Here is a 25,286-nt window from a genome sequence, read left to right on the forward strand (position 1 = left end):
CCCCGCCTACCATCCTGCAGTCGCTGCGCGACGCGCCAGTCGCACCAGTGCCGGCCGTTCCCGACGGCCGTCGCGCAGCGACTGAATGCGTGTAGGCGGGGACTTCAGTCCCCGACCGCCCGTTCCACGATGCTTCGGGGACACCAATGAACATGCAATCGCCCCGCGGCTGCTACCAGTGCAATCGTATGTTGAGCGCGTCGTGCCGCCTCGTCGGGGCTTGAAAGCCCCGCCCACACTCCTGCAGTCGCTGCGCGACGCTCCAGTCGCACCAGTGCCGGCCGTTCCCTGCGTCCGTCGCGCAGCGACGGTGTGACTGTAGGCGGGGACTTCAGTCCCCGCCCGCCCGTTCCACGATGCTTCGGGGACACCAATGAACATGCAATCGCCCTGGGTCATCACCCGCCCCACCGCGGGCCGGCTCGACGCGGTGCAGGCCCAACCTGTCATCATGCTGTGCGTGCCTCTCCAACCTCAGGCGACGTCAGGTCGGGTGCGTGTAAACTTGCTGCCTTCTGGGCCTGTGCAGACCGTTTCACGAGAGACCTGCGCCACGACGCAGACCGGCCCGACGCCAGTGTGCCACTGGCGGGCGCAACCGCGTCACGAGACGCAGCGTCTGTTCGCGAGATGCCTCGCGCATGCACTGTATACTCAGACCCTGCTGGAGGCTGCGTGACCATCGAGGAGAGTCTGGCATCGCTCGCCCCGATCTGGGGCATCCACGCGGAAACCGCGAGCACTGCCGACGCGGTCTACGCGACGCTTCGCGAGGCCGTCATCTCTGGACAGCTGAAGCCGGGTGAGAGCCTGATCGAGGAGCAGATCGCGCGCCAGTTCAATGTCAGCCGGACCCCGGTCCGCGAGGCGTTGATGAAGCTGGAGGCCGAGAACCTCGGCACGCGCATCCCCCGTCGCGGGCTGGTGATCAGGCGGATCGCCGAGCGCGAGGTGCTGGACGTCTACACGGTGCGCGTCGAGCTTGACAGCCTGGCGGCCCGCCTCTCAGCAACCCACGCCAGGCCGCCGGAGCGGGCACGTCTGCACTGGATCAACCAGCAGATCGTCGAAACCGGCAACCTCGGGGACATCAGCGGGACAGCGCGGCTCAGCAGCCAGTTCCATATCGCGCTCGCCGAGGCCTCGCACAACACCCTGCTGCTCCAACTGGCGAAGCAGATTCAGGAGATGCTGACGGCGTTCGCCTCGCCAACCTACAACTACCCGGGGCGGGCGCTGGCCGCCGCCGCCGAGCACGACGCAGTCCTGAAAGCCATCGACGCTGGGGATGCCGAGCGTGCAGCCCAGCTCGCGCGAGACCACATCGTCCGCGAACAGCAGGTGCGGGTGACGATGCTCCGGCGGTCGCAGCCCTGATGCGCGCACCGCACGTCCGAACGAACGCCGACACCACCGGTCCGCAGCCGAACGACGACATCCCAGATGTTGCGTGGCTCGAGCCGGCGTTCGCCATCGGGCGGCGGCCGGACCCGCCCCAGCGCCGGCAGGTGCGTGCGCTCGGCATCGACACGGTGATCACCCTGCACACCCCGGACCCAGATGAGCCACGAAGCTGGGAGGCCCTCGGGGTTCGCCTGATCCCGTACCCGACGGTGGACTGGGAGGAGATCGCGGCCGGCCGGTTCTCGGCCGTGGTCCGCGAGATCCAGACCCAGCACCGGATGGGGCGCACGGTGCTGCTGCACTGCATCATGGGCATCAACCGCGCGCCGACGTTCGCAGCGGCGTTTCTCTGTTGGCGGGACAACCTGCCGGTTGACGACGCCCTCGCACGGGTGCGACACGCTCGCCCGACCATGGACCCCACCCGCGATCAGGTGAACTCGCTGCGCGCGTGGAATGGGGGTGGGAATCCCCCTGCGATCAACGCTCCCGTCCCGAAATTGATCCTGCCACCTGCCAACAGGCGCCCCCGCCCGTCCTCGCGCCCGTAGGCCCTCCGCCCGCGTCATGGGCCGTCTGGAGTGGCAGCGCCGCTCGTCCAAACGGACCTGACAACGCCTTGACGGTCGCAAAACAGCGTGGTACCGTTCACGCGTTCGCCTACGTACACAGTGTGTACGCCAGGAAGACGCACCACGCAGACGGCGGCGGCTGGCCACGGCGGCCAGCACAGCCCAGGTGGTGTGTACACGCTCCATTGGGGGAGGGACGGACGATGCTCGGCTCGAAGGCCGCACCCGGTGTTCTCGTAGTCATCGCGGCGCTGCTGTTGATCAGTTGTGCGCCGAGCGCGCCAGCGGCGAAGCCAACGGCCGCCGCCCAGCCGCCCGCCGCGCCAACGAGTGCACCGGCAGCCCAGGCCGCAAGCTCGCCGGCCGCCGCTCAGCCGGCCGCAAGCTCGCCGGCGGCTGCCTCCCCGGCCGCTGCTGCTGCTCCAGCCGCCAGCGGCGCAGCAGCAGCAGCAGCAGCAAGCAAGCCGGCCGCGCCGGGCGCCTTCGCCGTTCCCCAGGGAAAGCGTGGCGGAACCCTGGTCAACATCCGCAACCTCCGCCCCACCTCGTTCGACCCCTACTTCACGCTGACGTGGTCATCGATCACCTACAGCTCGCCCGTCTTCTCCCAGCTGCTGCGCATCAACCCCACCAAGTCGGCCCCAGTCACCGGCGACGATCTCGTGCCCGACCTGGCCGAGCGCTGGGAGGTCAGCGCCGACGGCAAGACGATGACCTTCTTCCTGCGGAAGGGCGTCAAGTGGCACAACGGCTCGGCGTTCAGTGCCAAGGACGTCAAGTTCAGCATCGAGCGCATGGCCGATCCGAAGATCACGTTCTTCGCGGGTGACCTCGCCGACCTGGACAAGGTCGAAGTCGTCGACGATTCCACCGTTCGCGTGCTCTGGAAGGTGCCAAGCGCCTCCCGCCTCGCCACCTTTGCGATGGGCTACTCGGTGATCCTGTCCGCGGACTTCCATCCGACCGCCGACCGCAAGACCGAGGCGTTCGCGATGGGGACAGGCCCGTTCAAGCTCGTCAGCTCGGTTCCCGGCCAGGAGTACAAGTACGAGCGCAACCCGGACTACTACGTCCAGGGCCTCCCGTTCCTCGACGGCATCACCATCAAGGTCGTCGGCACCGACGCGCTGATGCCGACGATGATCAGCGGCCAGGGCGACACCTGCAGCTGGGTCAAGGGATGCGTCAGCAACCCGCAGGATGCCCAGCAGCTCAAGCAACAGGCGCCCACCCTGAAGCTCGGCTCCCCGCCGCAGCCAGTAGCCCGACCGCTGGGCCGCGCCGTCTACTTCAACACCTCGGTGCCCGGACCGCTCCAGTCGGCAGACGTCCGCAAGGCCCTGGCGATGGCCATCGACGTCGACTCCATCGTGGCGCGGTACGGTGGTCCGGAGTGGGCCGTCCGCAGCGGCTTCTTCCTGCCCGGCATGGGCCTGGACGTGGCCGAGGTCAACAAGCTGGTGGGCTGGGACAAGCCCAAGGCCGACCGCATCGCCGAGGCCAAGGCGCTGCTGGCGAAGGGCGGGTTCGCGAACGGCTTCCAGGCCAAAGCGCTCGTTCGCAATCAGCAGGAGTACGTCGAGGCGATGACCCTCATCACCGACGGCTGGCGTCGCGATCTCGGCGTGCAGGTCACCCTGGACACCCCTGAAACGGCCGTCGAAGTCGAGCAACGCCAGCGCTACGACTACCAGATCCTCTGGTACTTCCCCACCATGAAGGCCGGCATCCACCCGTCCGAGCTGGCCTCGCAGTTCATCTGCAACGCCCCCGAGAACTGGGCGCGCCACTGCAACAAGGACGTCGACGCCGACTTCGCCAGGATCTCCGGGATCCTGTCCGGGGCCGAGCTGAAGTCGCTGGCCCGCAAGGTTGAGACGACCCTCCTGACCGACATGCCGGCCGTGCCGCTGCTCTACCCCGTGGACGTCACCGTCAGCAAGCCGGACGTCCAGGGGCTGACCGTCCAGTCCTGGCTGACGAACGAGGACTACGCGACCGTCTGGCTCGACCGCTAATCGCCATGCCTGGGGCAGGCCCGGCAGCGCGCCGCGTCTGCTCCGTCACTCGACGTTGAGGGTGGCCCGGTGGGTAGGTACATTCTGCATCGGCTGCTGATCATGGTGCCGACCGCGCTCGGCGGCCTGCTCGCGCTGTTCGTGATCTTCCGCGTCCTGCCGGGCGACCCGGTCCTGATGATGCTTGGCGGCGGCGAGGGCGGCTCCGTCGATCAGCGCGCCTACGCCACGCTCCGCGCGCAGTTGAACCTCGATCAGCCGATCCCGCTCCAGTTCGTGACGTGGCTCGGGGCGGTGATGCAGGGCGACCTCGGCATGTCGTACATGACGGGCCACCCGGTCGTCACCGAGATCTTCCTGCGCTTCCCCACCAGCGTCGCCCTGATGCTGATGGCGCTGGCCATCACGATCGTGCTCTCGGTACCGATGGGCATTCTGGCGGCACTCCGCCAGAACTCGGTGCTGGACTACCTGCTCAGGATCGTCGGGCTGAGCGGGCTGTCGATGCCGCCGTTCTGGATCGGCATGCTGCTGATCCTGATGCTCACCACGTTCTGGCAGTGGTATCCGCCCGCCCAGTATGCGCCGCCGTACCGCGATCCGTGGCTGGCGTTTCAGCAGCTGATCTTCCCGGCGCTGGTGCTCGGGTTCCGCCCGGTCGGCGTGGCGCTGCGGGTCCTGCGCAGCAGCGTCCTCGAAGAGCTGCGCTCGGACTACGCCCGCACGGCCACCGCGAAAGGCGTGCGCGCCCGGCTGGTGATCTGGCGGCACATCCTCCCGAACTCGTTCCTCCCGACCCTCACCTACTTCGGGCTGGAGGCCGCCGCGCTCCTGGGAGGCTCGGCCGTCGTCGAGAGCATATTCAACGTGCCGGGCGTCGGCCAGCTCCTGATTCAGGCGCTCCAGCGACGGGACTTCCCGCTCGTCCAGGGGATCATGATGACGACCCTGGCCTTCGTGATGGGCGTCAACCTTCTGGTGGACGTGCTCTACGGGTTCTTCGACCCGAGGATTCGCTACTGATGGCCACGATCTCCGTCCCCCGTCCCGTCAACCAGCCATCCCGCGCCAGCTCCACGAAGAAGGCCCTCGGACGCTTCGCCCGCAGCCGGCCGCTGGGGGTCATCGGCGGCGCGGTGATCCTGATCCTGATCGTGGCGGCCGTCTTCGCGCCGATCATCTCGCCGTACGACCCAAACGACACGGCGATCCTCGCCAAGCTGCAAGCGCCATCCTGGGAGCACCCGTTCGGCACCGACAACCTCGGGCGCGACATCCTCAGCCGCGTGATCTACGGCGCTCGGCAGTCGCTGATGATCTCCATCGCCGCTACGCTGGCAGGGTCGCTGGTTGGCGGCCTGATCGGGTTGTGCAGCGCGTTCAGCAGCACCCGGGTCGACATGCTGATCCAGCGCGTCGCCGACGTGATGCTCGCCTTCCCGAACCTGATCCTGCTGCTGGCGCTGGTCGCAGCGCTCGGGCCGTCCCTGCCGACCATCGTCGTGGCCCTCGCCATCGGCAATGTGCCACGCGTCAACCGGCTGGTGCGCTCGGCGGCGCTCACCATCAAGAGCACCACCTACATCGAGGCGGCGCAGGCCATCGGCTGCGGCAGCCCGCGCATCATCCTCTGGCACCTCGCACCAAACTGCCTGGCGCCGTGGTTCATCTACACCGCCACGCTGTTCGGGCAGGTGATCCTGGCCGAGGCGACCCTCTCCTTCCTGGGGCTCGGCGTGCCACCGCCAAACCCCTCCTGGGGCAGCGACCTGACGGCCGCGCAGCGCTACTTCCTGCAGTCGCCGTGGATGGCGCTCTGGCCGGGCGTCGCGATGAGCGCCATCGTGTTCGGCGCGAACCTGCTGGGCGACTCGCTGCGCGACGCCCTCGATCCGAAGCTGCGGGGGCGGTAAGCCATGACCACGGACGGGAGCGGACAGGGAGACCAGCCGGCTGCGGGCGTGGGACCGCTTGCCGGCCTGCGGGTTGTCGACTTCGGCCGATTCGCGGTGGGGCCGGCAGCGGGGATGTACCTCGGGCAGCTTGGGGCCGAGGTGATCAAGATCGAATCGCCGACTGGCGACGGCAGCCAGAAGGTCATGCCACTGAAGCAGGGCGTCAGCATCGTCTACATGACGGTGAACTCCTGCAAGCAGAACATCCTGTTGGACTTGCGCGATCCGGCCGACCGCGACGTGGCGTTTCGGCTGGCCTGCAGCGCCGATGTGCTGATCGAGAACTTCCGAACCGGCGTGATCGACCGGTTGGGCCTCGGCTACGAGGCCGTCTCGGCGGTCAACCCACGGATCGTCTACGGCTCGGCGTCTGGGTACGGCAGCCGTGGCCCGATGCGCGAGCTTGGCAGCACCGACCACTTCGGGCAGGCGATCAGCGGATTCGTGTCGGTCAACGGCAGCCCCGGCGGCGAGCCTGAACTGCTGCGGCAGGCCGGCTTCGTGGACATGGCCAGCGCGCAGCGGCTGCTCCAGGCGATCCTTGCCGGGCTCTACATCCGCGAGCGGACGGGGCGCGGCCAGAAGGTCGAGACCTCGCAGCTTGCGGCCGGCCTGGGGCTGGTGATCACCCGCCTCGCCGAGGCCGCCCTGGGGGACGCCTCGCCCGAGCCGCTCGGCAGCGCCAGCCCGACCTGCGTCCCCAGCCAGGCGTTCCGGTGCGCCGACGGTCAGTGGCTGTTCGTCTCGACGGAGACGCCAGACCAGTGGCAGCGGCTCTGCCAGGCGCTCGGACGCGCGGACCTCGCGGAGGACCACCGCTTCGCCAGCAACCGCATGCGCGTGGCACACCGCGATGCACTGGTGGCCGTGCTGTCAGCCTGCTTCGCCGAGCAGCCGGCTGCCGACTGGGAGCAGCGCCTCCTCCAGCATGGCGTTCCGGCCGCGCTGCACTGGGCCGCCCCGACGCATGCGCCGCTCTGGTCAGACCCGCATGTCACCGCCGCTGCGCTGAGCCAGATGGTCGAGACGCCCTGGGGCCGCGTCCGGATCGTGCGTCCACCCTGGCAGTTCAGCGAGACCCCGGCGACGTTGACCCGCTCGCCCCGGCCTGACGAGCACGGCGTCGAGATCCGCCAGCGCCTGGCCGCGCCGGCCCAGGAGGACGCAGCGGCAGCCAGCCCGGCGCACACCAACGGCGCTTCGCGTTCGGCTGCCTCTGCATTCACTGTATCCAGAGGCGGGGCAGCGAGCGACGGCCGGCCGTTCGCGCCCCTCCGCGTGGTGGACATCTCCCAGGGGTATGCCGGCCCCTCCTGCTCGATGCTCCTGGGCGATCTCGGTGCGGACGTGGTCAAGGTCGAGCCGCCACAGGGTGACTACACCCGCGAGCTCGGCCCCCCATTCGTCGGGAACGAGAGCACACCCTACCTGAGCGTGAACCGCAGCAAGCGCGGCGTGGTGCTCGATCTGGAGACCGCCGGGGGCAGGGCGGCGCTCGACAGGCTGCTCGCGACCGCCGACGTGTTCATCTCAGACCTGCTGCCCGCCGAAGCCGCGCGCCTCGGCCTGGACGACGCGACGCTGCGAACGCGCCTCTCGGCCCTGGTTCACTGCGTCATCACGCCGTTCGGCGAGGCTGGGCCGTACGTGGCTCGGCCCGCCTCCGAGCTGACGGTCCAGGGCTTCGCTGGCATCGGACGCTTCCTGGGCGCACTCGACGAGCCGCCGGTCCGCCTCGGTGCGGACGTGGTGGGGCTGACAGCCGGCGTGCACGCCTTTGTCGGCATCGTCTCAGCGCTGATTCGGCAGGCCCGGACCGGACGCGGCCAGAAGGTCGGCATCGATCAACTCCTGACACTGCTCTCCACCGAGTGCTCGCAGCTAGCCCGTGAGAGCGACCCTGACGAGTGGATCGGGCCGGTGCGCGCCGCGTCGCAGCCGCCCGAGCACCCGTACCCCACCGCGGACGTGCCGGTGTACTTCACGCTGGCGCGAACAGGCCAGGAGGACACCTGGCCGCGGTTCTTCCGTGACCTGGGGCTGCCCGCGCTGGCGGACGACTCGCGATTCGCAGGTCAGCGTCAACGCCAGGCACACCACCATGAGCTTGCCGAGGCCATGGCGCCCCGCCTCGCCCAGCTTCAGGCCGACGAGATCCTGGCCCTGGTGTACCGCCACGGCGGCCTGGGTGTGCGGGCGCACACGCTCCGCTCAGTCCTGGATGACCCACAGGTCGCTGCCACCGAGATGCTCGTGACGGTCCAGCATCCGGATCTGGGGCCGTTGCGCGGCGTCAACGTGCCGTTCGAGCTGGTCATGACCCGCCCGTCGGTCACGCTGCCACCACCCCGCCTGGGAGAGCACACGCACGAGGTGCTGAACGAGCTACGCACGCACACAGAGGGGACAGGAGGTCACCGCTCGTGACTGATAGCATCAAGGACACCGTCGCCATCGTGGGGACGGGCATCTCTCGGCAGGGTCAGCTGCCCGGGTCCGATGCCTACGCGCTCGCCGCCGAGGCCTTCAAGGCGGCAATCGACGATGCTGGCCTCGAGAAAGAGGATATCGACGGCATCTCGGTCCGCGCCCTGGACCCGATCCACGGATCGGCACAGGAGGTCGCGCGGACGCTCGGGCTGAACCCGCCGTTCCTCTTCACCGGGCAGTTCGGCGGCGCCAGCACCACCATCGCGATCCAGCAGGCGGCGTTGGCGATCCACCACGGCCTCGCCAAGACGGTGGCGGTGGTCTACGCCTGCAACAACCGCTCGGTGCGGCGACGGTTCAACACGCCACGCTACGAGCATCATGCGCCGTATGGCCACTTCGGTCCGGGCGCGCGGCTCGCCCTGGCGATCCACCGCTACTTCCACGACTACTACGGCCTGGAGAAGAGCGACGAGGACTCGCTGCGACCGTTGCAGCAGAAGCTCGGCGCGCTGGCCGTCGCCGCACGCCGCCACGCCTCGCTGACCCCGCACGGCTACATTCGCAAGCCGATGACCATCGAGCAGTACCTGGACGACCGGTACATCGTCTGGCCGCTGCGCCGCCCTGACTACGCCCTGATCAGCGATGGCGGCGGCTGCTTGATCCTGACCTCCGCGGAGCGCGCCCGCGACATGAAGAAGCCGCCGATCCTGATCTCGGGGATGGGCCAGGGGCACGTGCCGCGCGCCCAGGAGCACCCCTCGTACATCCTCCAGCGGCAGATGGAAGGCATGGCCGCCGAGGGCGTCTATCGCAGCAGCGGGCTCGGCCCGAGCGACATGGACGCGATGTACGTCTATGACAGCTTCACGATCCTGAGTCTGTTCGCCCTCGAAAACTTCGGCATCTGCAAGCCTGGCGAGGGCCTGGAGTTCATTCAGAACGGCCGCACCGAGTTCGACGGCGCGTTCCCCCTCAACACGAACGGCGGACACACCGCCGAGAGCTACATCGGCGGCATCCTCCACTACGTCGAAGCGGCCCGCCAGATGTGGGGCGAGGCTGGCCCCCGCCAGATCAAGAAGCGCCTCGACACGATCCTCTGCACCGGCGAAGGCACCGGCGGCACCGACGCGGGCGCCGTCATCCTGCGAAAGGGCTAGACGATGGCCGAGTACCTCAAGCCACTCCCGGACCTCGACAACGAGATCACCCGGCCGTTCTGGGACCACATCAAGAACCACGAGCTGCGGATGCAGAAGTGCACCGATTGCGGCCACGTCCGCTTTCCGGTCACGCCGGTCTGCACGGACTGCCTCTCGGACAGCTTCGAATGGGCGCTGCTGAGTGGCAAAGGCACGCTCTGGTCCTGGAACCAGGTCTACCACCTCTACAACAAGGGCTGGCAGGACGAGATGCCCTACAACGTCGGCTACGTCCTGCTCGACGAGGGCATCGGCCTGATCACCAATATGGTGAACGTGGACGTCGCCGATCTACGCTTCGACATGCCCGTAGAAGTCGTCTTCGACGACGTGACCCCCGAGGTCACCCTGCCAAAATTCCAGCCGGCGCGCTCGTGAGGGATCGACGATGATCATTGACGCGCACATGCACATCCACTCGCCGACGTTCATCTCGGCGAGGCTACGGATGTTCTACGCCCGCGCGGCGGCGTACCGCTCGCTGCCGTTCCGCGATCCAGAGGCGCTGTTCCCGCGCACCACGAAGGCCATCGCAGATCCCGAGGGCACGTACACCATCGGCGAGATGGACGCGCACGGCGTGGACATCATGGTGCCGATGATCGTGGATCATGCGATCCACGTCGGCGAAGAGGCCGAGATCCCCTTCCCGAAGGTCGTGGAGCACTATGCTGAGCTGATGCAGCGCTACAAGGGACGCCTCTACGCCTTCATCGGCGTGGACCCCCGGCGGCCGGGCGGCCTGGAGCTGTTCGAGCGGGCCGTCAAGGAGTGGGGCTTCCGAGGTCTGAAGCTCTACCCCGGCAACGGCTACTACCCGTACGATGAGGTCTGTACGCCCTTCTACAAGAAGTGCCTGGAACTGGGCGTGCCGGTCACGTTCCACACCTCACCAACGCCAGCGCCGGCGACCTCGCGCTTCGCCCGCCCGATGAACCTGTCCGATCTCCACGGCGAATACCCAGACCTGACCATCATCTACGCCCACGCCGGGCACGGTGCGTGGTGGGAAGAAGCGGCACAGGTCGCGAGCGGCCACCCGCACGGCTACCTCGACCTCTCGCAGTGGCCGCGCGACGCCCGCAAGGATCTTGGAGGCTTCATCCAGAAGCTCGGCGTGATGCGCGACTACGTCGGGGCACACCGGATCCTCTGGGCCAGCGACTTCGGCTTCGGCCCGAGCACGTCCGGCGACCGCTCACCGCTGCCCCACTGGCTCAAGACCTTCAAGGATCTGCCCGCCACCGCCGAGCAGTACGGCGTCAAATTCACCCAGGAAGAGGTTGACCTGATGCTGGGCGGCAACGCGCAGCGCATTCTCAACCTGCAGCCGCCGGCCTGAGCGCCCTGTCTCTGGAGGACGACCGTATGACCCAACCGCTTGCCAGGATCCGCGTGTTCGACCTGACCAACGCCGGCGTCGGTCCGATTGCGACCGAATTGCTGGCCGGCCTTGGGGCCGACGTGATCAAGGTCGAGAGCCCCGAGGGCGACGTGATGCGGACCATGCTGCCCCGGCAGCGCGGTTTCCCCACGGCGTACACCTCGCACAACTTCAACAAGCGCGCCATCGTCCTCGATCTCAAGGACACAAAGGATCGGCAGTGGGCGTATCGCCTGCTCGAAACCTGTGACATCTTCGTCGAGAACTTCCGCCCCGGGGTGGCAAAGCGGCTCGGCGTCGACTATGAGTCGGTCTCGAAGGTCAACCCGCGCATCATCTACATCTCCAGCTCGGCCTGGGGCGACCGTGGCCCGATGCAATACTTCGCGGGGGTCGATCCCAACCTGCAGGCGTTCAGCGGGTTCGCCTCGATCAATGGGCCTGAGGACAACGGCGGCGAGTTCCATCGCGGCTACGGCCACATCGACGCCACCACGGCGAGTTACATCTCGTCGGCGGCGATCCAGGCGCTGATCGAGCGGGAGCAGAGCGGGCAGGGCGCCCACATCGTCATCTCGATGCTCGGCTGCGCGCTCAACCTCCAGATCACTCGCCTCGCCGAGTACTTCGCTGGCGAGGCGCCGACCGCACGCGGAACCGCCGCGACGTTCTCGGCGCCGAACCAGGCGTTCCAGTGCCAGAACCATAAGTGGGTCGCCGTGACGGTCGAGACCGACGCCCAATGGCAGGCGCTCTGCGAGACGATCCGCCGGCCCGATCTGGCGTCGGACGAGCGGTACGCGACCAACACGGGCCGCGTCGACAACCGCGAGGAGCTCTCGGCGACGCTTACGGAGATCTTCGCCAGCAAGCCGAGCATCTGGTGGACCAAGGAGCTGACGCGCCTCGGCGTCCCGAACTCCCTGTTCCTCGACTTCGAGATCCTGCGAGAGCACGTGCAGGTGGCCGCCAACGACATGATGGTGGTCATCGACGTGCCACACCAGGGACCGATCAGCACCAGCGGCTACCCCTGGCGCTTCAGCGAGTTCGAGGTGCCGGTGCTGCCGGCGCCGGCCCCCGACCAGCACACGCAGGAGGTCCTGGCCAGCCTCAGCCCGAAGGAGTCGGCGGAGACGCCGGCCCCCGAGACGGCGACCGTCGAGGCCTGAGACCAGACGGCGGCGCAGGGGCCACGCCGGCTGACACTCCCACGTCAGCCGGTGTGGCCCGCTGCACCAGCCTCGGATGCCGTTCTCTCTGGCGTCCCCTGCGGAAAGGAGCACTCCCACGTTCGCCAATGCACTCCGCGACCTCACGGTCGTCGACATCAGCCAGGGCGTGTCCGGCTCGTACACGAGCCTGATGCTGCGCCACGCGGGCGCGCGTGTCATCAAGATCGAGCCACCCGAGGGTGACTACGCCCGCCGCTTCGCCATCACGATGGGGTCGGACAGCGCCGTCTTCTTCGCCCTCAACCGGGGCAAGGAGAGTGTGGTCCTCGACCTGACCACCGAGAGCGGGCGCGCCGCGCTGCGCCGCCTGCTCAAGACCGCCGACGTCTTCGTGGATGACCTCGGACCAGACCGCGCGGCGGCCCTCGGGCTCGACCACGCAACGCTGTCCCAGGACAACCCGCGCCTGATCCAGGCGAGCATCACACCGTTCGGGGACCACGGGCCGCACCGCAACCGGCCCGGCAGCGAGCTGGTGGTGCAGGCCGCCGCCGACTACCCGAACTCGCTCGGGTCGCTCGGCGAGCCGCCACGGCGAGTCGGTACGGACATCGGCTACATCAACAGCGCCATCTTTCTGTACCAGGCCGTGCTGGCCGCCATCTTCCAGCGTCTGAGCACCGGGCGCGGACAGCGGGCCTCCGTCAGCATGATGGGCTCGTTGATCTACACCCGGAAGACGGTCTGGGCCGCGATGGGCTACCCCGATACCTGGATCGGGGCGCACACCGAGACGTACATGACCCCGCCGACCTACGCCTACAAGACGAAGGACGGCGCGATCTACTTCAGCCTCCGGCGTGGCAGCGAGGAGCAGTACTTCGGGCTGCTCGACGCGCTCGGCATTCTGGAAGAGGCGTTGGAGGACGAACGCTTCGGGGACGGCGGCCGGGCGGCTGTCGGGCTGGGGCCGGTGGCCCAGGCGGTCAAGCCGCTCTGGGAGCGTGGGCTCGCCAACCTCACCTCAGATGAGGCGCTGGCGCTCATCCAGTCGTTCGGGGCAGAAGGCGTGCCGGTCAACACCCACGCGTCGGTACTGGCCTCCGAGCAGGTGGCGGCCCTGGATCTGCTCCACACCGTCGAGCACCCCGAGCTTGGCGACGTGCCAACGATTCGGATGCCGTGGCGGATCGACGGCGAAGTGCCAACGCTCGACGGACCGGCGCCTGCGCTGGGCGCGCACACCGCGTCGGTGCTGTCCGCCGCCGGGTACTCGGCCGCTGAGGCCCACGATCTCGGTCGGCTGGCGGTCGCAGGCTAAGCCGGCGCATTCGTACGGGGCGCACCGGGCCACCTGCCCGGGCGCGCCCCGCTGCCGGCCCTACGCGCCGTCGCCGATGCTGGCGAAGAACGTCCGGAGCGTCGAGGCCGTCGCTACGGGCCGGTCGCCCTGGACCGTGTGGCCGGCCCCATCGATGCGGACCCACGCGCCACGCGGGAGCGCCGCCGCCAACCGCTCGGCATCCTCGTCGTGGAACACGTCGCTGTCGCCGCCACGCAGCACGAGCGTCGGGCAGGTGATCAGCGACACGGCGTCCCAGAGGCCAGCCCGACGGCGGTCAGCGTCCCCAGGGTCACGCGGCCGTCGAAGCCGCGGGTCCCACTTCCAGGTCCAGGCGCCGGTCGGCGTCTCACGCAGGTTGTGGAGCAGACTGCGGCGGAGCAACTCCGGCTGGCGGCGTGGGTTGAACGCCATCGCACGGGTCACGAAATCCTCGATCGATGGAAGCTCGCGGTCGTGCGAGACGAAGTTGGCGATCCGCGCCCGACCGCTCGGACGACCCTCTGGGCCGGTATCCACGATCACCAGCCCGGCCAGCCGGACAGCGTGCCTGCCAGCGTAGGTCAGGGCGATGGCGCCGCCGAGCGACATCCCCACCAGGATGAAGCGGTCCAGCCCGAGCGCCTCGACGACACCCTCCACATCGGCGGCGTACGCACCCAGCGAGTAGTCACCGTCTGGCGACCAGCTGCTGTCGCCGTGGCCGCGCAGATCGAGCGCAAAGCAGCGGTACTCGTCACGCAGGCTCAGGCAGACGAGATCCCAGGTGTGCGCCGTCAGGCTGCCGCCGTGCAGGAAGAGCACCGGCGTCTGGCTGGTCCCGCCCCAGTCGAGCAGATGGAACGCCAGGCCGTTGACCTGCAGCTCGGGGTCGGCGGGCAGCACGACCTCTGACGCCGTCAATCCGACTGCCTCAGCCGCCTCCCGTAGGTGCAGGACGCGCTCGTCCACACTCAGCCCCGCCATCTGCCCTCCTCGCCCACGGCAGTCGTCTGCCTGGCTCGTCGTGGCGTCCGCACAGGCGCCGCCGCAGCCCGTCGTCGGGCCGTCACCCAGCACTTGCACGTCGCCGTGCTCGCCACGTATACAGAGCATACACGACGTGCGGGCAGGTGCATCGCGGCCTTGCCTCACAGTGCGCCTGACAGGGGAGACAGGCTGTTGCTCCAGGTGACCGAACGAGATCGCATCGTGTTCCTGACCGTGCCGGCGCCCCTGCCGCTCGGCCCGGCGTCTGCTCGCCTTGCGTGGTCCGTGCAAGATGCCTGCGACGAGATCGAGCAGCGGGATGAGCCGGTGGCGGCGGTCGTACTGGCGTCCGGCAGCGGGGCGTTCTGGCTGGAGCCGCCCACGAGCGCGGCCGATCTCGACGCGCTCGGGAGCGTCTGGGCCGACATGCTTGCAGCCCTTGACCGCCTGAGCCCCCCGCTGGTGGCCTGCCTGGGCGGCGACGCGGTTGGGCCGGCCTGGGAGCTGGCGCTCGCGTGCGACCTCCGGCTGGCGTCGGCCAACGCGCGCGTTGGCAGTCCAGAGATCCGCTGGGGCCGGCTGCCGGTGGCGGGCGGGATTCAGCGGCTGGTACGAGCCGTCGGGTCCACGCTGACGACGCGACTGCTGCTGCTCGGAGAGGTGGTGACCGCCTCCGAGGCGCTGGCGCTCGGGCTGGTCCATCGCGTCGCCACACCGGCCGATCTGACCACGAGCCTCGATGCGTTGCTCGAACCGCTGCGTACCAGCGCACCGATCGCGCTGGCCTACGCCCGTGAGGCGATCCGCTCCGCGCCCGATCTGCCCCTGGCAGCCGGCCTGCGTCTCGAAGCGGATCTGGCGGCGCTCTTGCAGACCACCGCCGACCGCGCCGAGGGACTCAGTGCGTTCCTGGCGCGCCGTCCGCCCCGCTTCGAGGCCCGATGACGCGCACGCAGCCGCTGGATGGGCTTCGGGTCTTGCTGGCGTCCACGTCCAGGCCAGACGACGGCGCGGTCGTGGCCGCCCGCATCCTGCGGCAGCTTGGCGCAACGGTGCTCGCGGCCGCGCACCCAGAGGGCCGCCAGTATGACCTCGCGCTCGTCAGCGGCGAGATCCTGCCGCCACGCGCGAGTGCCAGCAGCGTTCCCGAGCACCTGGCCCGGGTGGTTCTGTCGGTGAGGCGCTGCGAGCACGATGGAACCGACGCCACCTGCCACGGCAGCCCGATCCTCGCTGCATGCCGTCCGGATGTCGTGGCGGCACTGACCGGCGCACATGCTGCCGTCGCGGCCCTCGCCGGGATTCGCTGGCAGCGGTCGCCTGGACGACCGGCCGCGCCAGCGCTCCGCATCGAGGTTGCGACCGTGGACGTGCTCGCCGGCTGTCTCGGCGACATCCTCCCACGCGCCCTCTGCCCCGACGAGCAGCCTGCCGATGCGCCCAACGCCGGGACGCGCGCAGAACGGGGGCTGCGCGTCCTCCGGTGTCTCGACGGCTACGTCGGGGTTGGGCCGCTGGGCGACGACGACCGCGAGTTGCTCGCCGCGCTCGTTGCCAGCGACGCCCCTGGCGACAGCGACGCCTCTGGCGACGGCGACGCCTCTGGCGACGGCGACGCCTCTGGGCACAGCGTGGCCCTCCTCGACATCCTTCTACGCGCCGACGCCACGCCGGCCGATCCCCTGGCCGGCTGGCTTGGGCATCGGACTCGCGCCGAGGCTGTCGAGGCGGCGCAGCTCTGGCGTATCCCGATGACCCCGGCGCTCTCCCCCCAGGAGGTGGCTGGCCTGGGCGCACAGCCGCCCGCGGCTTCCGATTCGGCGCACCAGTGCGCTGACGCGGCCGGACCGTTCCGTATCGAGTCGGGGCCGCTGGCGGCCACCACCCGATCCCCTCGGCAGCTCGTTCCTCCGGCCCGGCCGCTCTCCGGTTTGCGCGTTCTGGACCTCGGCATGGTCTGGGCCGGGCCGTACGCCGGGCGACTGCTGGCCAGCCTCGGAGCGGAGGTCGTCAAGGTCGAGGGGCCGAAGCGGCCTGACGGAACACGTCGCGCGGCTCACACCGCCTGCCCCGGCGTCTTCGCGGATCTGCACCAGGGCAAGCGGAGCCTCGTGCTGGACCTCGCCTGCCGGGATGGACGCGACCTGTTCCTGCGACTCGTCGCCAGCGCCGACCTCGTGCTGGAGAACTTCAGTCGGCGGGTGATGCCCCATCTCGGTCTGGACTACCCGACGCTGGCGGCGACCAACCCCTCTCTGCTGATGCTCTCCCTGCGCGCCTTCTCGCCCGCTGGCCCGCACGCCGACCACGTGGCCTACGGCAGCAGCCTGGAGCTTGCCACCGGGCTGGCCGGTTGTCCGCCCGGCGGCGTGCCCACGCCATCCTCGGTGGCGTACCTCGACTACCTGGCCGGCTGCTACGGTGCGGCCGGGCTGCTGGCCCTGCTGATCGCGCGGGACGCGGATGGGCGCGGCGCGCGTCTGGAGGTCGCCCTCGAGGACGTTGCGCGCGAGGTGCGGTCGCTGACGCATGGCGCTGAGCATCGTGCGCCCGGCCTGTCCGTCGACGAGGCGGCGATCCTCGCCGACAGCCATCTGCGCGAGGGCGGTCTGCTCGACGGACAACGTCGTGCGCCACGGCACGCCCACCTCGCCCGAGCGCCGTTCCGCCTGGATGGGATCCCCTCGGTCCCAGCCGGCGCGGCGCTGCTGGCCCCAGCCTTCGGGGCCGGCAGCCGCGCAGTGCTGCGGCGGCAGGCCGGCCTTTCACCAGACGCCATCGACCGGCTGATACGCGCGGGCGTCGTGGTGACGCCCCACCGACGCCGGTCGACCAATCGCGGGTCCGCTCCCACGAACGAGGTCCGCCGATGACCTACGACACGATCAGCTTCGACGTGCGCGACCACGTCGCCTGGATCACCCTGAACCGACCCTCGGTCTTGAATGTCTACAACGTCCAGATGCGCGACGAGCTCTTCGAGGTACTCTCGGCCGTCCGCGACGACGACGATATCCGCGTCCTGGTGCTGCACGGGGCCGGCCGCGCCTTCTGCGCCGGCGCCGACCTGACCGAGTTCGGGACGGCGCCCTCGCCGACAGCCGCGCGCCGCATCCGCTTCAGCCGCGACAACTGGGCGCTGCTCGAAGAGATCCGCATCCCGACCATCGCCGCGCTGCACGGGTTCGCGCTGGGGTCAGGGCTGGAGATCGCCCTGTTCTGCGATCTGCGGCTGGCCGCCGAAGGCACCCAGCTCGGCCTGCCGGAGACGCGCCTCGGGATGATCCCGGCCGCCGGCGCCACCCAGACCCTTCCACGGGCCTGTGGGACGGCCGTTGCCCTGGATCTGATGCTGACCGGCCGCCGCGTCGATGCCGCTGAGGCGCTGCGGCTGGGACTTGTCACCCGCGTCGTGCCAGCCGACCGACTGCTGGCAGAGGCCGCGGCGCTCGCACTCGACCTTGCCAGCCGCGATCCAGATGCTGTCTCGGCCGTGCGTCGCGCGATCCGCGAAGGGCGAGACCTGCCGCTCGCTCAGGGGCTGCGGCTCGAACAGGGACTGGCGGCGGCCGTTCGCAATCGCCGCCGTGCCCCCGACGATCCTGGAGAAGGGCTCATCACATCGTGAATCTCGCCGAACTTCTCGTCATTCCGGCCAGCATGTACCCGGAGCAGGAAATGTTGCGCTTCGAGGGTACAGGCACGCCATACGAGGTGCTCCAGGACCGCGCGATGCGGGCCGCCGGGGCGCTCGCCGGGCTGGGCGTCGGGGCCGGCGACCGCGTCGCCGTCCTCCAGACGAACACGCCGGCCGTCCTGGATGTCCTGTTCGGCGCGGTGGCCCTCGGGGGCGTCTTCGTGCCGCTCAACTACCGGGTCCACGGCGATGACCTGCGCGGCATGCTCGGCGTCGCGACGCCTCGCGTCCTGTGCGTCGGCGCGCGCTACCTGGACCTTGCCCGCGAGGCGGCGTCAAGCCTGCCGGAGCCGCCGATGCTCGTCATGCTCGACGCGCAGGTGGACGGTCTTCCCAGTCTCGACGCGCTCGCCGACGAGGCCGAGCCGTGCTACCCCGAAGAGGTGGCCGACGACGACCTCGCCGTCATGATGTTCACCAGCGGCACGACGGCAGCAGCCAAGGCAGTGATGCTGGCCCATGAGGATCTCGTCAACTTCGTGTTCTCGACGACGGAGCCGGCCGATGGCGCCGACCGAGGGGCGGTCCTGTTGGCGGCTCCGCTCTACCACATCGCCGGGCTGAGCGCCGCGCTGGCCGCGACGTTTGCCGGGCGGCGCATCGTCATGATGCGGCAGTTCGAGGCCGAAGCGTGGCTGCGGCTGGCCGCTTCGGAGCACGTCACCCACGCCTTCCTGGTCCCGACGATGATGAAGCGGCTGCTGGCTCACCCGGCCTTCGGCGAAGCGGACCTGTCGTCGCTGGAGATCGTCTCGTACGGGGCCGCGCCGATGCCTCTCGGGGTGATCCGGCAGGCCATCGAACAGTTCCCGCCGACGGTCGGGTTTATCAACGCGTTCGGCCAGACCGAGACCACCTCCACCGTGCTGATGCTCGGGCCGGACGACCATCGTCTGGACGGCTCACCTGAAGACGTCGAGCGCAAGGTCCGTCGCCTCAGCTCGATTGGCCGGCCGCTGCCCGGCGTCGAGGTGGCGATCCTGGACCCGTTCGGGCAGGCTGTCCCGCAGGGGGAGGTGGGCGAGATCGCGATCCGGACGGACCGGGTGATGCGTGGCTACTACGGGCAGACCGAAGCCACCAACGCCACCCTCCACGATGGCTGGCTCCACACCCGCGATCTCGGCTGGATCGACGAGGCGGGCTACGTCTTCCTGGCCGGCCGGACCTCGGACATGATCATCCGAGGCGGCGAGAACATCGCTCCGGACGAGATCGAGCAGGTGCTGCACGCCCACCCGGACGTGGACGAGGTCGCGGTGATCGGGCTGCCGGACGAGGAATGGGGCGAGCGGGTGGCAGCGGTGGTGGTCGCGCACCACGGCCACACCGTCGAGCCAGAATCGCTGATCGAGTACGTCCACCATCGGCTGGCGAGCTACAAGAAGCCAGATGTCGTGATTTTCGCCGACGAGCTGCCGCGCAACTCGGTCGGCAAACTGGTCCGCAGTGAGCTTCGCGCTCGCTACGGCACGCCGAACTAAGACGGGAGGGCCTTCGTGGCGAACCAGACGGGCAAACGGTATGTCTGCGCGACGTGCGCGACCGAGATGCTGGTGACACGCGCCGGCACCGGTACGCTAACGTGCTGCGGTCAGGAGATGCAGCTACGAGCCGGGGGGGCCGCACGGGCGGCGACCGCCGGGGCGTCAGGGGAGGCGAGCGGTGGCTAATCAACTCGGCAAGCGATTCGTCTGCGCGACGTGCGGCACCGAGACGCTCTGCACGAAGCCTGGGAGTGGCGCCGTCAGCTGCTGCGATCAGGAGATGCAGTTGAAGGAAGCGAAGAAGCTGCCCTCGTCCGATTGAGGGGGCCATGAACGCACGCGCCCCGGCAGGCCGATCGTCGGCTGGCCCCGCTCTCCGACAGGGGCAACGTCGTCACGTCGGGCAGAGCAGCCTGCTGCTCGTCAACGGGCGGCTGGCCCTGTCCGGCGGCCGTTTCCCAGGGGTCGATGCCGTCCTGGTGCGAGACGGACGGATCGTGGCCCTCGGGGATGGGCGGTGGCTGCGAGATGAGGCGTCACCCTGTACCCGCCTGGTCGATGCCGAGGGCGGCACGATCCTGCCAGCGTTCCACGATCCGCATCTGCACCTGCTGGCCTACGCGCGGCGGTCGTCCTGGGTGGACTGTCGCGGGCTCAAGAGCATCGCGGAGGTGCAGCGGGCGCTGGCGGCCCGAGCCGCGACACTGAGGCCGGGCGGCTGGGTCCGAGCGATCGGGCTTGACGAGCGCCAGTGGCCTGACCACCGCCTGCCGGATCGGGCTGACCTGGATGGGGCCGCGCCACACCACCCGGTACGGGTCCAGCACCGCACGGGCCACCTGGATCTGCTGAACAGCGCCGCGCTGGCGATGCTCGGCCTGCTGGACGATCCGTTGTCGGAGGTCGAGCGGGACGTCCACACCGGCCGGGCGACGGGGCGAGTCTATCAGGGCGCGAGGCTGCTGCACGGCCGGCTGCCCCGGCCAGCGTTCGGGGAGATCGCGGCGGACGTGCGCGCCGCCTCGGAGCGGCTGCTTTCGCAGGGCATCACCACGGTCCAGGATGCCACCGAGACCAACGGACCCGATGAGCTGGCGTTGTTCGAGCGGCTCCAGCAGGAGGGCGCGCTCGCGCAGCGCCTGCTGATGATGGTCGGGATCGGGCACGTGGAGGCGCTGTCCGCGCGCAGGAACGGACGGCTTCGGCTCGTCGCCACGCACGTCAAGCTGATGGTGGACGAAGCTACGATGGATGTCGATGTGCTGAACGCCCAGGTGGGGCGGGCGCGACGGCAGGGCTGGCCCGTGGCGTTGCACGCCGTCGCCGAGGCCGAGCTGGTGACAGCGCTGGAGGCGCTGCAACGCGCTGGCCCGCGCGATGCGTCGCTGCCGCCAGACCGCATCGAGCATGGCGCGGTGATCCCGGACGATTTCCTGCCGTCCTTGCGGGCGGCTGGCGTCCACGTCGTTGGGCAGCCGGCCCTGCTGCGCCAGCGTGGCGACCACTTCCTGGCCGAGTATCCCCAGGAGCAGCATGGCTGGCTGTACCGCGTCCGCTCGCTGCTCGACAGTCGGGTTCCGTACGCGGCCAGCTCCGACGCGCCCATCGGCGAGCCGTCGCCGGAGGAGGCGTTCGCGGCGCTGACTGGCCGCACGACGGCCACTGGCTTGCCGTTCGGTCGGGCCGAGGCCTTGTCAGCCGAGGAGGCACTGGCCTGCCTGACAGCAGCGCCAGCGGCAACGGCTGGCCTGGAAGGGGAGATCGGGGTGCTCAGGCCGGGGGCGCGCGCCGACCTCGTGATTCTGGCAAGCGAGACGCCCGTCTCAACCTGGACCGGCTTGCCGCCGGTTCGATGCACGATCCTGGGCGGCGCTGTTGTCTGGCAGGGAGCGGCATCGTGACACAAGCCGTGGGCGGCGTCGGTCCAGCCTTCTGTGGCGTAGGTGGAGGGGTTACACATGGCTGATGTACCGGTGAATGGGCCACGCGAGCTTCGGACGGACCTGACGGGCAAGGTGACGCTCGTCACGGGGGGCACGGCCGGTATCGGACGGGCGGCAGTCCTGGCGATGGCACGCAATGGCGCCGACGTCGGCATCCTGGCACGCGATCCGGCGCCCGCGTTGGAGCTGGTCGAGGAGATCGAGGCGCTGGGACGTCGCGGCCTCGTCCTGCCCGCCGACCTGACCAGCTACGACGAGGTGAGGACGGCCGTCGAGATGACGGTTGAAGAGTTTGGGAAGCTGGATATCCTGGTGGGCAGCGGCGGCGCGGGCCTCCATACGCCCGCGCGCCCGTTCCACGAGATCGATCCTTCGTACTACCTGAACTACGTGCAGACGCACATCTTCACGCGGCTTCATGCCGTGCGCGCGGCCCTCGACGTGATGGTGCCGGCTCGGTCGGGCAGCATCGTACTGCTGACGACGGATGCCGGCCGCACCCCGACGCCCGGCGAGTCGCTCATCGGTGGGGCGGCAGCAGCGCTGATCTTCATGGTGCGGGCGCTCGGGCGTGAGCTGGCACGCCACCACGTACGCATCAATGCCGTCGCGATCACCCTGACCCGCGACACCCCTGGCTACGACTGGTACGCCTCGCAGGGGGATTCGGACAATGTCCTGGTGCGGGCCTTCAAGAAGCTCGAGCGCGAGGCGCCGTTCGGCCTGAACAGCCCAGAGGATGTCGTCAACGCGATTTCGTTCCTGGCGTCGGATGCCTCGGCCCAGATGAGCGGCGTGACGATGAGCGTGAACGGCGGCGTATCGTTCCCGGGCTGACGGAGCAGGTCATCCACACGTGCGAGCGCTCGCCGAGGCATCTTTCCACACAAGGTCGGAAACAGCCGCCCGGAGGACGGGCGAACCTCAGCGCCCGGTGATGACTGACGTGTCAGCCGGTGACGAGGAATGACAGTACACCGGAGAGGAGGAGACTCACGTACTCCCCCTCTCCGCCCTGTCCTAGCTGACCAGCCGGGCCACGCCTCGCCGCCCGCCGCCGCGTCCGCGCTCGGCCGGCTGTGCGGCCGGCTGGGCCGCCCGCGCCGTGTCGAGGTGGAAGCGGCTCACCAGCGTCCGCAGCTGCTCGGCGGCGTCCGTCAGCTCGTCGGCCTGCGCGGACATCTCGTCGACCTGCGCGCTCATCTCTTCCGCCGACGCCGCCATCTCCTCAGCCGAGCCACTGCTCTGCTCCGCCACTGAGGCGATTGACTCGACGGCCGCACCGACGCCCTGCGCCGACGCCGTCATCTCCTCGGCGGCGGCCATCGCCTCCTCGCCCACGCCCGAGATGGCGGTCATCGCATCGCTCACGTTGCGAGCACGCGTGCTGATCGACTGCGTCGCGTCGGCAATCGACTGCACCTGCTCGACGGTGCCCGCCACCGCTGCCAGAATCTCGGCCAGGGCCTGGCCGGCCTGGTCCGTCTGCGCCGAGCCGTCCTCAACCTTCTGCGCCCCCAGGGCCATCGCGGCGACGGCGTTCTGGGTGCCGCTCTGAACCTCGCGGATCAGGTCCGAGATCGCCTTGGTCTCCCGCTGGGAGCGCTCGGCCAGCTTGCGGACCTCGTCAGCCACCACCGCGAAGCCGCGACCGTGCTCGCCCGCCCGGGCCGCCTCGATGGCCGCGTTGAGGGCAAGGAGGTTGGTCTGCTCGGCGATGTCGTCGATGGTCTCGACCACTGCGCCGATCTTCTCACCCAGCCGTCCCAGCTCCTCGACGCGCCCGGCCGCATCCGAGACCACGTCCCGGATCTCGCGCATGCCAGCCACCGTCCGCTGCACCGCCTCTGCGCCATGCTCGGCCGAGGCCCGCATCTGGAGACTGGAGGCCGCGACGGACTGGGATGTGACGGCGACATGCTCGACGTTCTCGACCATCTCGCTGGTCATCTGCGACGCACCGGAAACCGTCTGCGCCTGCTCCTGCGCGCCCTGGGCCACCTGGTCGATAGCCGTCAGGAGCTGGCTGACCGCCGTATTGGTGACCTGCGCCGAGCCGGACTGCAGCTGCGCGCCGGCCGCCATCTGCTGAATCGCGCCGGTGACCTGCTGCACAGCGGCGCGCGTGTGGGTCGAGACGCTGCCAAGCTGCCCGGACGCCACCGATACGCCGTCCGCCGTCGCCTGTACCTGCCCGAGCAGCGACTGAAGATCGGCGCGGGCCTGCTCGTAACTGTGAATCGTCGCGATGATCTTCGTGCGGAGCAGGCTCGTCGAGGTCGCCATCTGCCCGATCTCATCCTGCCCCATGTCTGGCAGTGGCGGTGTAACCGGCTGGAGCTTCACCGTCAGATCACCGCTCGCGAAGGCCGCCAGACCGTCCGCGAGGCTTGTGGCACAGTGTTCCGCCAGGGATTGCGTCGTGACGCCGACGGCATTCACCGCCCGCAAGAGCGTGTTGGAGATCCAGAGCACTGAAGCCAGCCCAACCACAATGGCCAGGCTGCTGCCCGCCAGAATCTCCCACGTCAGCGACTGCGCCGCCGACACAAACTCCTGCTCGGCCCGCGCAACCGCCTGCCGGTCCGCATCAGTCTGGGCTGTCGCCCTGGCCCGCTCTACAACCACCCGGTTCGCATCTGTCATATGCGCCGTGCCGCTAAGTGTCAGGCCTGTCAGGAGCACCATCATCACCAGTGCGATACCCATCGCACTCAGGAGCTTCCATCGCAGGCCGAGATTCGACCACCGCACCATTTGCCAATCCTCTCACTGAGAATCGGTGCGCCCACAGTGACGGACCGCCCACGGGCAACCCGCGACACCATCACCCACACCACTCGTTCCCCACCAGTCGCCGCCTGCCCCCCGGCACAGCAGTGTCTCGGCCGCACACTACTGCTCTCAGGCTGCTTGTGATGGATCAACGAGGATATTGCGCGCAAGGAGACGGGTGTCATGTGCACGAAATGTCTCAGAATCCTTGCAGATGCAGGCGATGTGCTTGCCTGTCGTATCTGTGCGCGTATCTCACAGATGTAGGCCGTACGCGCCGCCCATCCGATACCGAACGCAGCGCCGTACGGTGTCCGTCGAGATTTCGTTCTGGGGGCGCATTCATCACGGCGATGATCGGTCACCTGACCGATAGCGATCTTTTCCCACGAATGCGTTTTCACCCGATACAACGGTCGCCCGGACGGGTGGTTGGCAGCCATGCGTCGTCGGAGGCCTGGCGGGCTGCCGCCTGACGACGCACTGCAGGACACGGTGTCGGTGGCCGCTCCGGACGGCCGTCGATGCCAGTGATCCCTGCGACTCGCTGGGGAGATGCGTGCTTCAATCGACGCTACGCAGCAGCCCCCTGGACGGCGTCGGGGTGCGGCTCCTCGTGCTCGCTGACCTCGCCTTGTCGAGCTGGCAAACCGTCTTGGATCTTCGATCGCGCGTCGAATATCCGGTCCGGGTAGCCGCATCATGTATCCCAGCCGAGTCTCGGACTCCTGGTCTACGCGCCTCCTGGAGTCGACGTGGGTTGGACGGAACATGCAGCGCCGCCAGACAGGATAGGTAGAAGATCTGGACAGGCGAAACGTGCAGGGCACGGTTGCACTGGCGAATGCACAGGATGCACTCTGGCGATTGCGCTGTCGATTCCTCCGGTTCATGGTGCTGACAAAGCCAGAGGGCCGTCAGAAGATT

General features: G+C 69.1%; 21 protein-coding genes. 19 read left to right on the plus strand and 2 right to left on the minus strand.

The genetic code is table 11. From position 1 onward, the window contains the following. The first annotated feature begins 675 nt into the window (after window positions 1-675). From IT306_08895 to IT306_08945, 11 genes are all read left to right on the plus strand, one after another. Window positions 676-1,377, plus strand: coding sequence for a GntR family transcriptional regulator (locus tag IT306_08895; GenBank protein ID MCC7368527.1), 702 nt, complete (start codon window positions 676-678; stop codon window positions 1,375-1,377). After that, complete coding sequence (locus IT306_08900) at window positions 1,377-1,955, plus strand: dual specificity protein phosphatase family protein (protein ID MCC7368528.1); 579 nt, start codon at window positions 1,377-1,379, stop codon at window positions 1,953-1,955. Before IT306_08895 ends, IT306_08900 begins: the two co-directional genes overlap by 1 nt. 224 nt (window positions 1,956-2,179) lie before the next feature. Continuing rightward, entirely contained in the window at window positions 2,180-3,994 is a 1,815-nt protein-coding gene (locus IT306_08905; GenBank protein ID MCC7368529.1) for an ABC transporter substrate-binding protein, read from the plus strand. A 69-nt stretch (window positions 3,995-4,063) separates the two neighbouring features. Then, the gene (locus IT306_08910; GenBank protein MCC7368530.1) at window positions 4,064-5,017 is read left to right on the plus strand and encodes an ABC transporter permease; all 954 of its coding nucleotides are present in this window, start codon (window positions 4,064-4,066) and stop codon (window positions 5,015-5,017) included. Further along, entirely contained in the window at window positions 5,017-5,907 is an 891-nt protein-coding gene (locus IT306_08915; protein ID MCC7368531.1) for an ABC transporter permease, read from the plus strand. Before IT306_08910 ends, IT306_08915 begins: the two co-directional genes overlap by 1 nt. A 3-nt stretch (window positions 5,908-5,910) precedes the next feature. Then, window positions 5,911-8,376 (plus strand): CoA transferase, encoded by a 2,466-nt coding sequence (locus tag IT306_08920; protein ID MCC7368532.1) that lies wholly within the window; start codon window positions 5,911-5,913, stop codon window positions 8,374-8,376. Then, window positions 8,373-9,545: a thiolase family protein gene (locus tag IT306_08925; protein MCC7368533.1), complete on the plus strand. Its 1,173-nt coding sequence runs from the start codon at window positions 8,373-8,375 to the stop codon at window positions 9,543-9,545. Before IT306_08920 ends, IT306_08925 begins: the two co-directional genes overlap by 4 nt. Before the next feature lie 3 nt (window positions 9,546-9,548). After that, window positions 9,549-9,965: an OB-fold domain-containing protein gene (locus IT306_08930; protein ID MCC7368534.1), complete on the plus strand. Its 417-nt coding sequence runs from the start codon at window positions 9,549-9,551 to the stop codon at window positions 9,963-9,965. A gap of 10 nt (window positions 9,966-9,975) precedes the next feature. Continuing rightward, window positions 9,976-10,929 (plus strand): amidohydrolase, encoded by a 954-nt coding sequence (locus IT306_08935; protein ID MCC7368535.1) that lies wholly within the window; start codon window positions 9,976-9,978, stop codon window positions 10,927-10,929. A 26-nt stretch (window positions 10,930-10,955) separates the two neighbouring features. Continuing rightward, complete coding sequence (locus tag IT306_08940) at window positions 10,956-12,143, plus strand: CoA transferase (GenBank protein ID MCC7368536.1); 1,188 nt, start codon at window positions 10,956-10,958, stop codon at window positions 12,141-12,143. Window positions 12,144-12,312: 169 nt separating this feature from the next. After that, entirely contained in the window at window positions 12,313-13,467 is a 1,155-nt protein-coding gene (locus tag IT306_08945) for a CoA transferase (protein MCC7368537.1), read from the plus strand. A gap of 60 nt (window positions 13,468-13,527) precedes the next feature. Here the strand turns inward: IT306_08945 and IT306_08950 are convergent, their stop codons facing one another. Further along, complete coding sequence (locus IT306_08950) at window positions 13,528-14,454, minus strand: alpha/beta hydrolase (GenBank protein MCC7368538.1); 927 nt, start codon at window positions 14,452-14,454, stop codon at window positions 13,528-13,530. A 195-nt stretch (window positions 14,455-14,649) separates the two neighbouring features. On the opposite strand from IT306_08950, the gene IT306_08955 reads away from it, so the two are divergent. Genes IT306_08955 through IT306_08990 form a run of 8 tightly spaced genes read left to right on the plus strand, consistent with a single transcriptional unit; the run spans window position 14,650 to window position 22,421 of the window. Continuing rightward, window positions 14,650-15,402 carry an enoyl-CoA hydratase/isomerase family protein gene (locus IT306_08955; GenBank protein MCC7368539.1) on the plus strand — a complete coding sequence of 251 codons (753 nt, stop codon included), beginning with the start codon at window positions 14,650-14,652 and terminating at the stop codon, window positions 15,400-15,402. After that, window positions 15,399-17,330, plus strand: coding sequence for a CoA transferase (locus tag IT306_08960; GenBank protein MCC7368540.1), 1,932 nt, complete (start codon window positions 15,399-15,401; stop codon window positions 17,328-17,330). The genes IT306_08955 and IT306_08960 overlap by 4 nt, the downstream gene beginning before the upstream one ends. Next, entirely contained in the window at window positions 17,327-18,085 is a 759-nt protein-coding gene (locus tag IT306_08965) for an enoyl-CoA hydratase/isomerase family protein (protein MCC7368541.1), read from the plus strand. The genes IT306_08960 and IT306_08965 overlap by 4 nt, the downstream gene beginning before the upstream one ends. Beyond that, complete coding sequence (locus IT306_08970; GenBank protein ID MCC7368542.1) at window positions 18,082-19,638, plus strand: AMP-binding protein; 1,557 nt, start codon at window positions 18,082-18,084, stop codon at window positions 19,636-19,638. The genes IT306_08965 and IT306_08970 overlap by 4 nt, the downstream gene beginning before the upstream one ends. A gap of 15 nt (window positions 19,639-19,653) precedes the next feature. Further along, window positions 19,654-19,827 carry a hypothetical protein gene (locus IT306_08975; GenBank protein ID MCC7368543.1) on the plus strand — a complete coding sequence of 58 codons (174 nt, stop codon included), beginning with the start codon at window positions 19,654-19,656 and terminating at the stop codon, window positions 19,825-19,827. Further along, window positions 19,820-19,963 carry a hypothetical protein gene (locus IT306_08980; protein MCC7368544.1) on the plus strand — a complete coding sequence of 48 codons (144 nt, stop codon included), beginning with the start codon at window positions 19,820-19,822 and terminating at the stop codon, window positions 19,961-19,963. Before IT306_08975 ends, IT306_08980 begins: the two co-directional genes overlap by 8 nt. Window positions 19,964-19,970: 7 nt before the next feature. Beyond that, window positions 19,971-21,542, plus strand: a complete 1,572-nt coding sequence (locus tag IT306_08985; GenBank protein ID MCC7368545.1) for an amidohydrolase family protein — start codon at window positions 19,971-19,973, stop codon at window positions 21,540-21,542. Window positions 21,543-21,599: 57 nt separating this feature from the next. After that, window positions 21,600-22,421, plus strand: coding sequence for an SDR family oxidoreductase (locus IT306_08990; GenBank protein MCC7368546.1), 822 nt, complete (start codon window positions 21,600-21,602; stop codon window positions 22,419-22,421). 183 nt (window positions 22,422-22,604) lie between these two features. Here IT306_08990 and IT306_08995 read toward each other — a convergent pair whose 3' ends face one another. Further along, complete coding sequence (locus tag IT306_08995) at window positions 22,605-24,293, minus strand: hypothetical protein (GenBank protein ID MCC7368547.1); 1,689 nt, start codon at window positions 24,291-24,293, stop codon at window positions 22,605-22,607. Window positions 24,294-25,286: the final 993 nt, after the last annotated feature.

The organism is Chloroflexota bacterium, assembly GCA_020850535.1.
Classification (GTDB): domain Bacteria; phylum Chloroflexota; class UBA6077; order UBA6077; family JACCZL01; genus JADZEM01.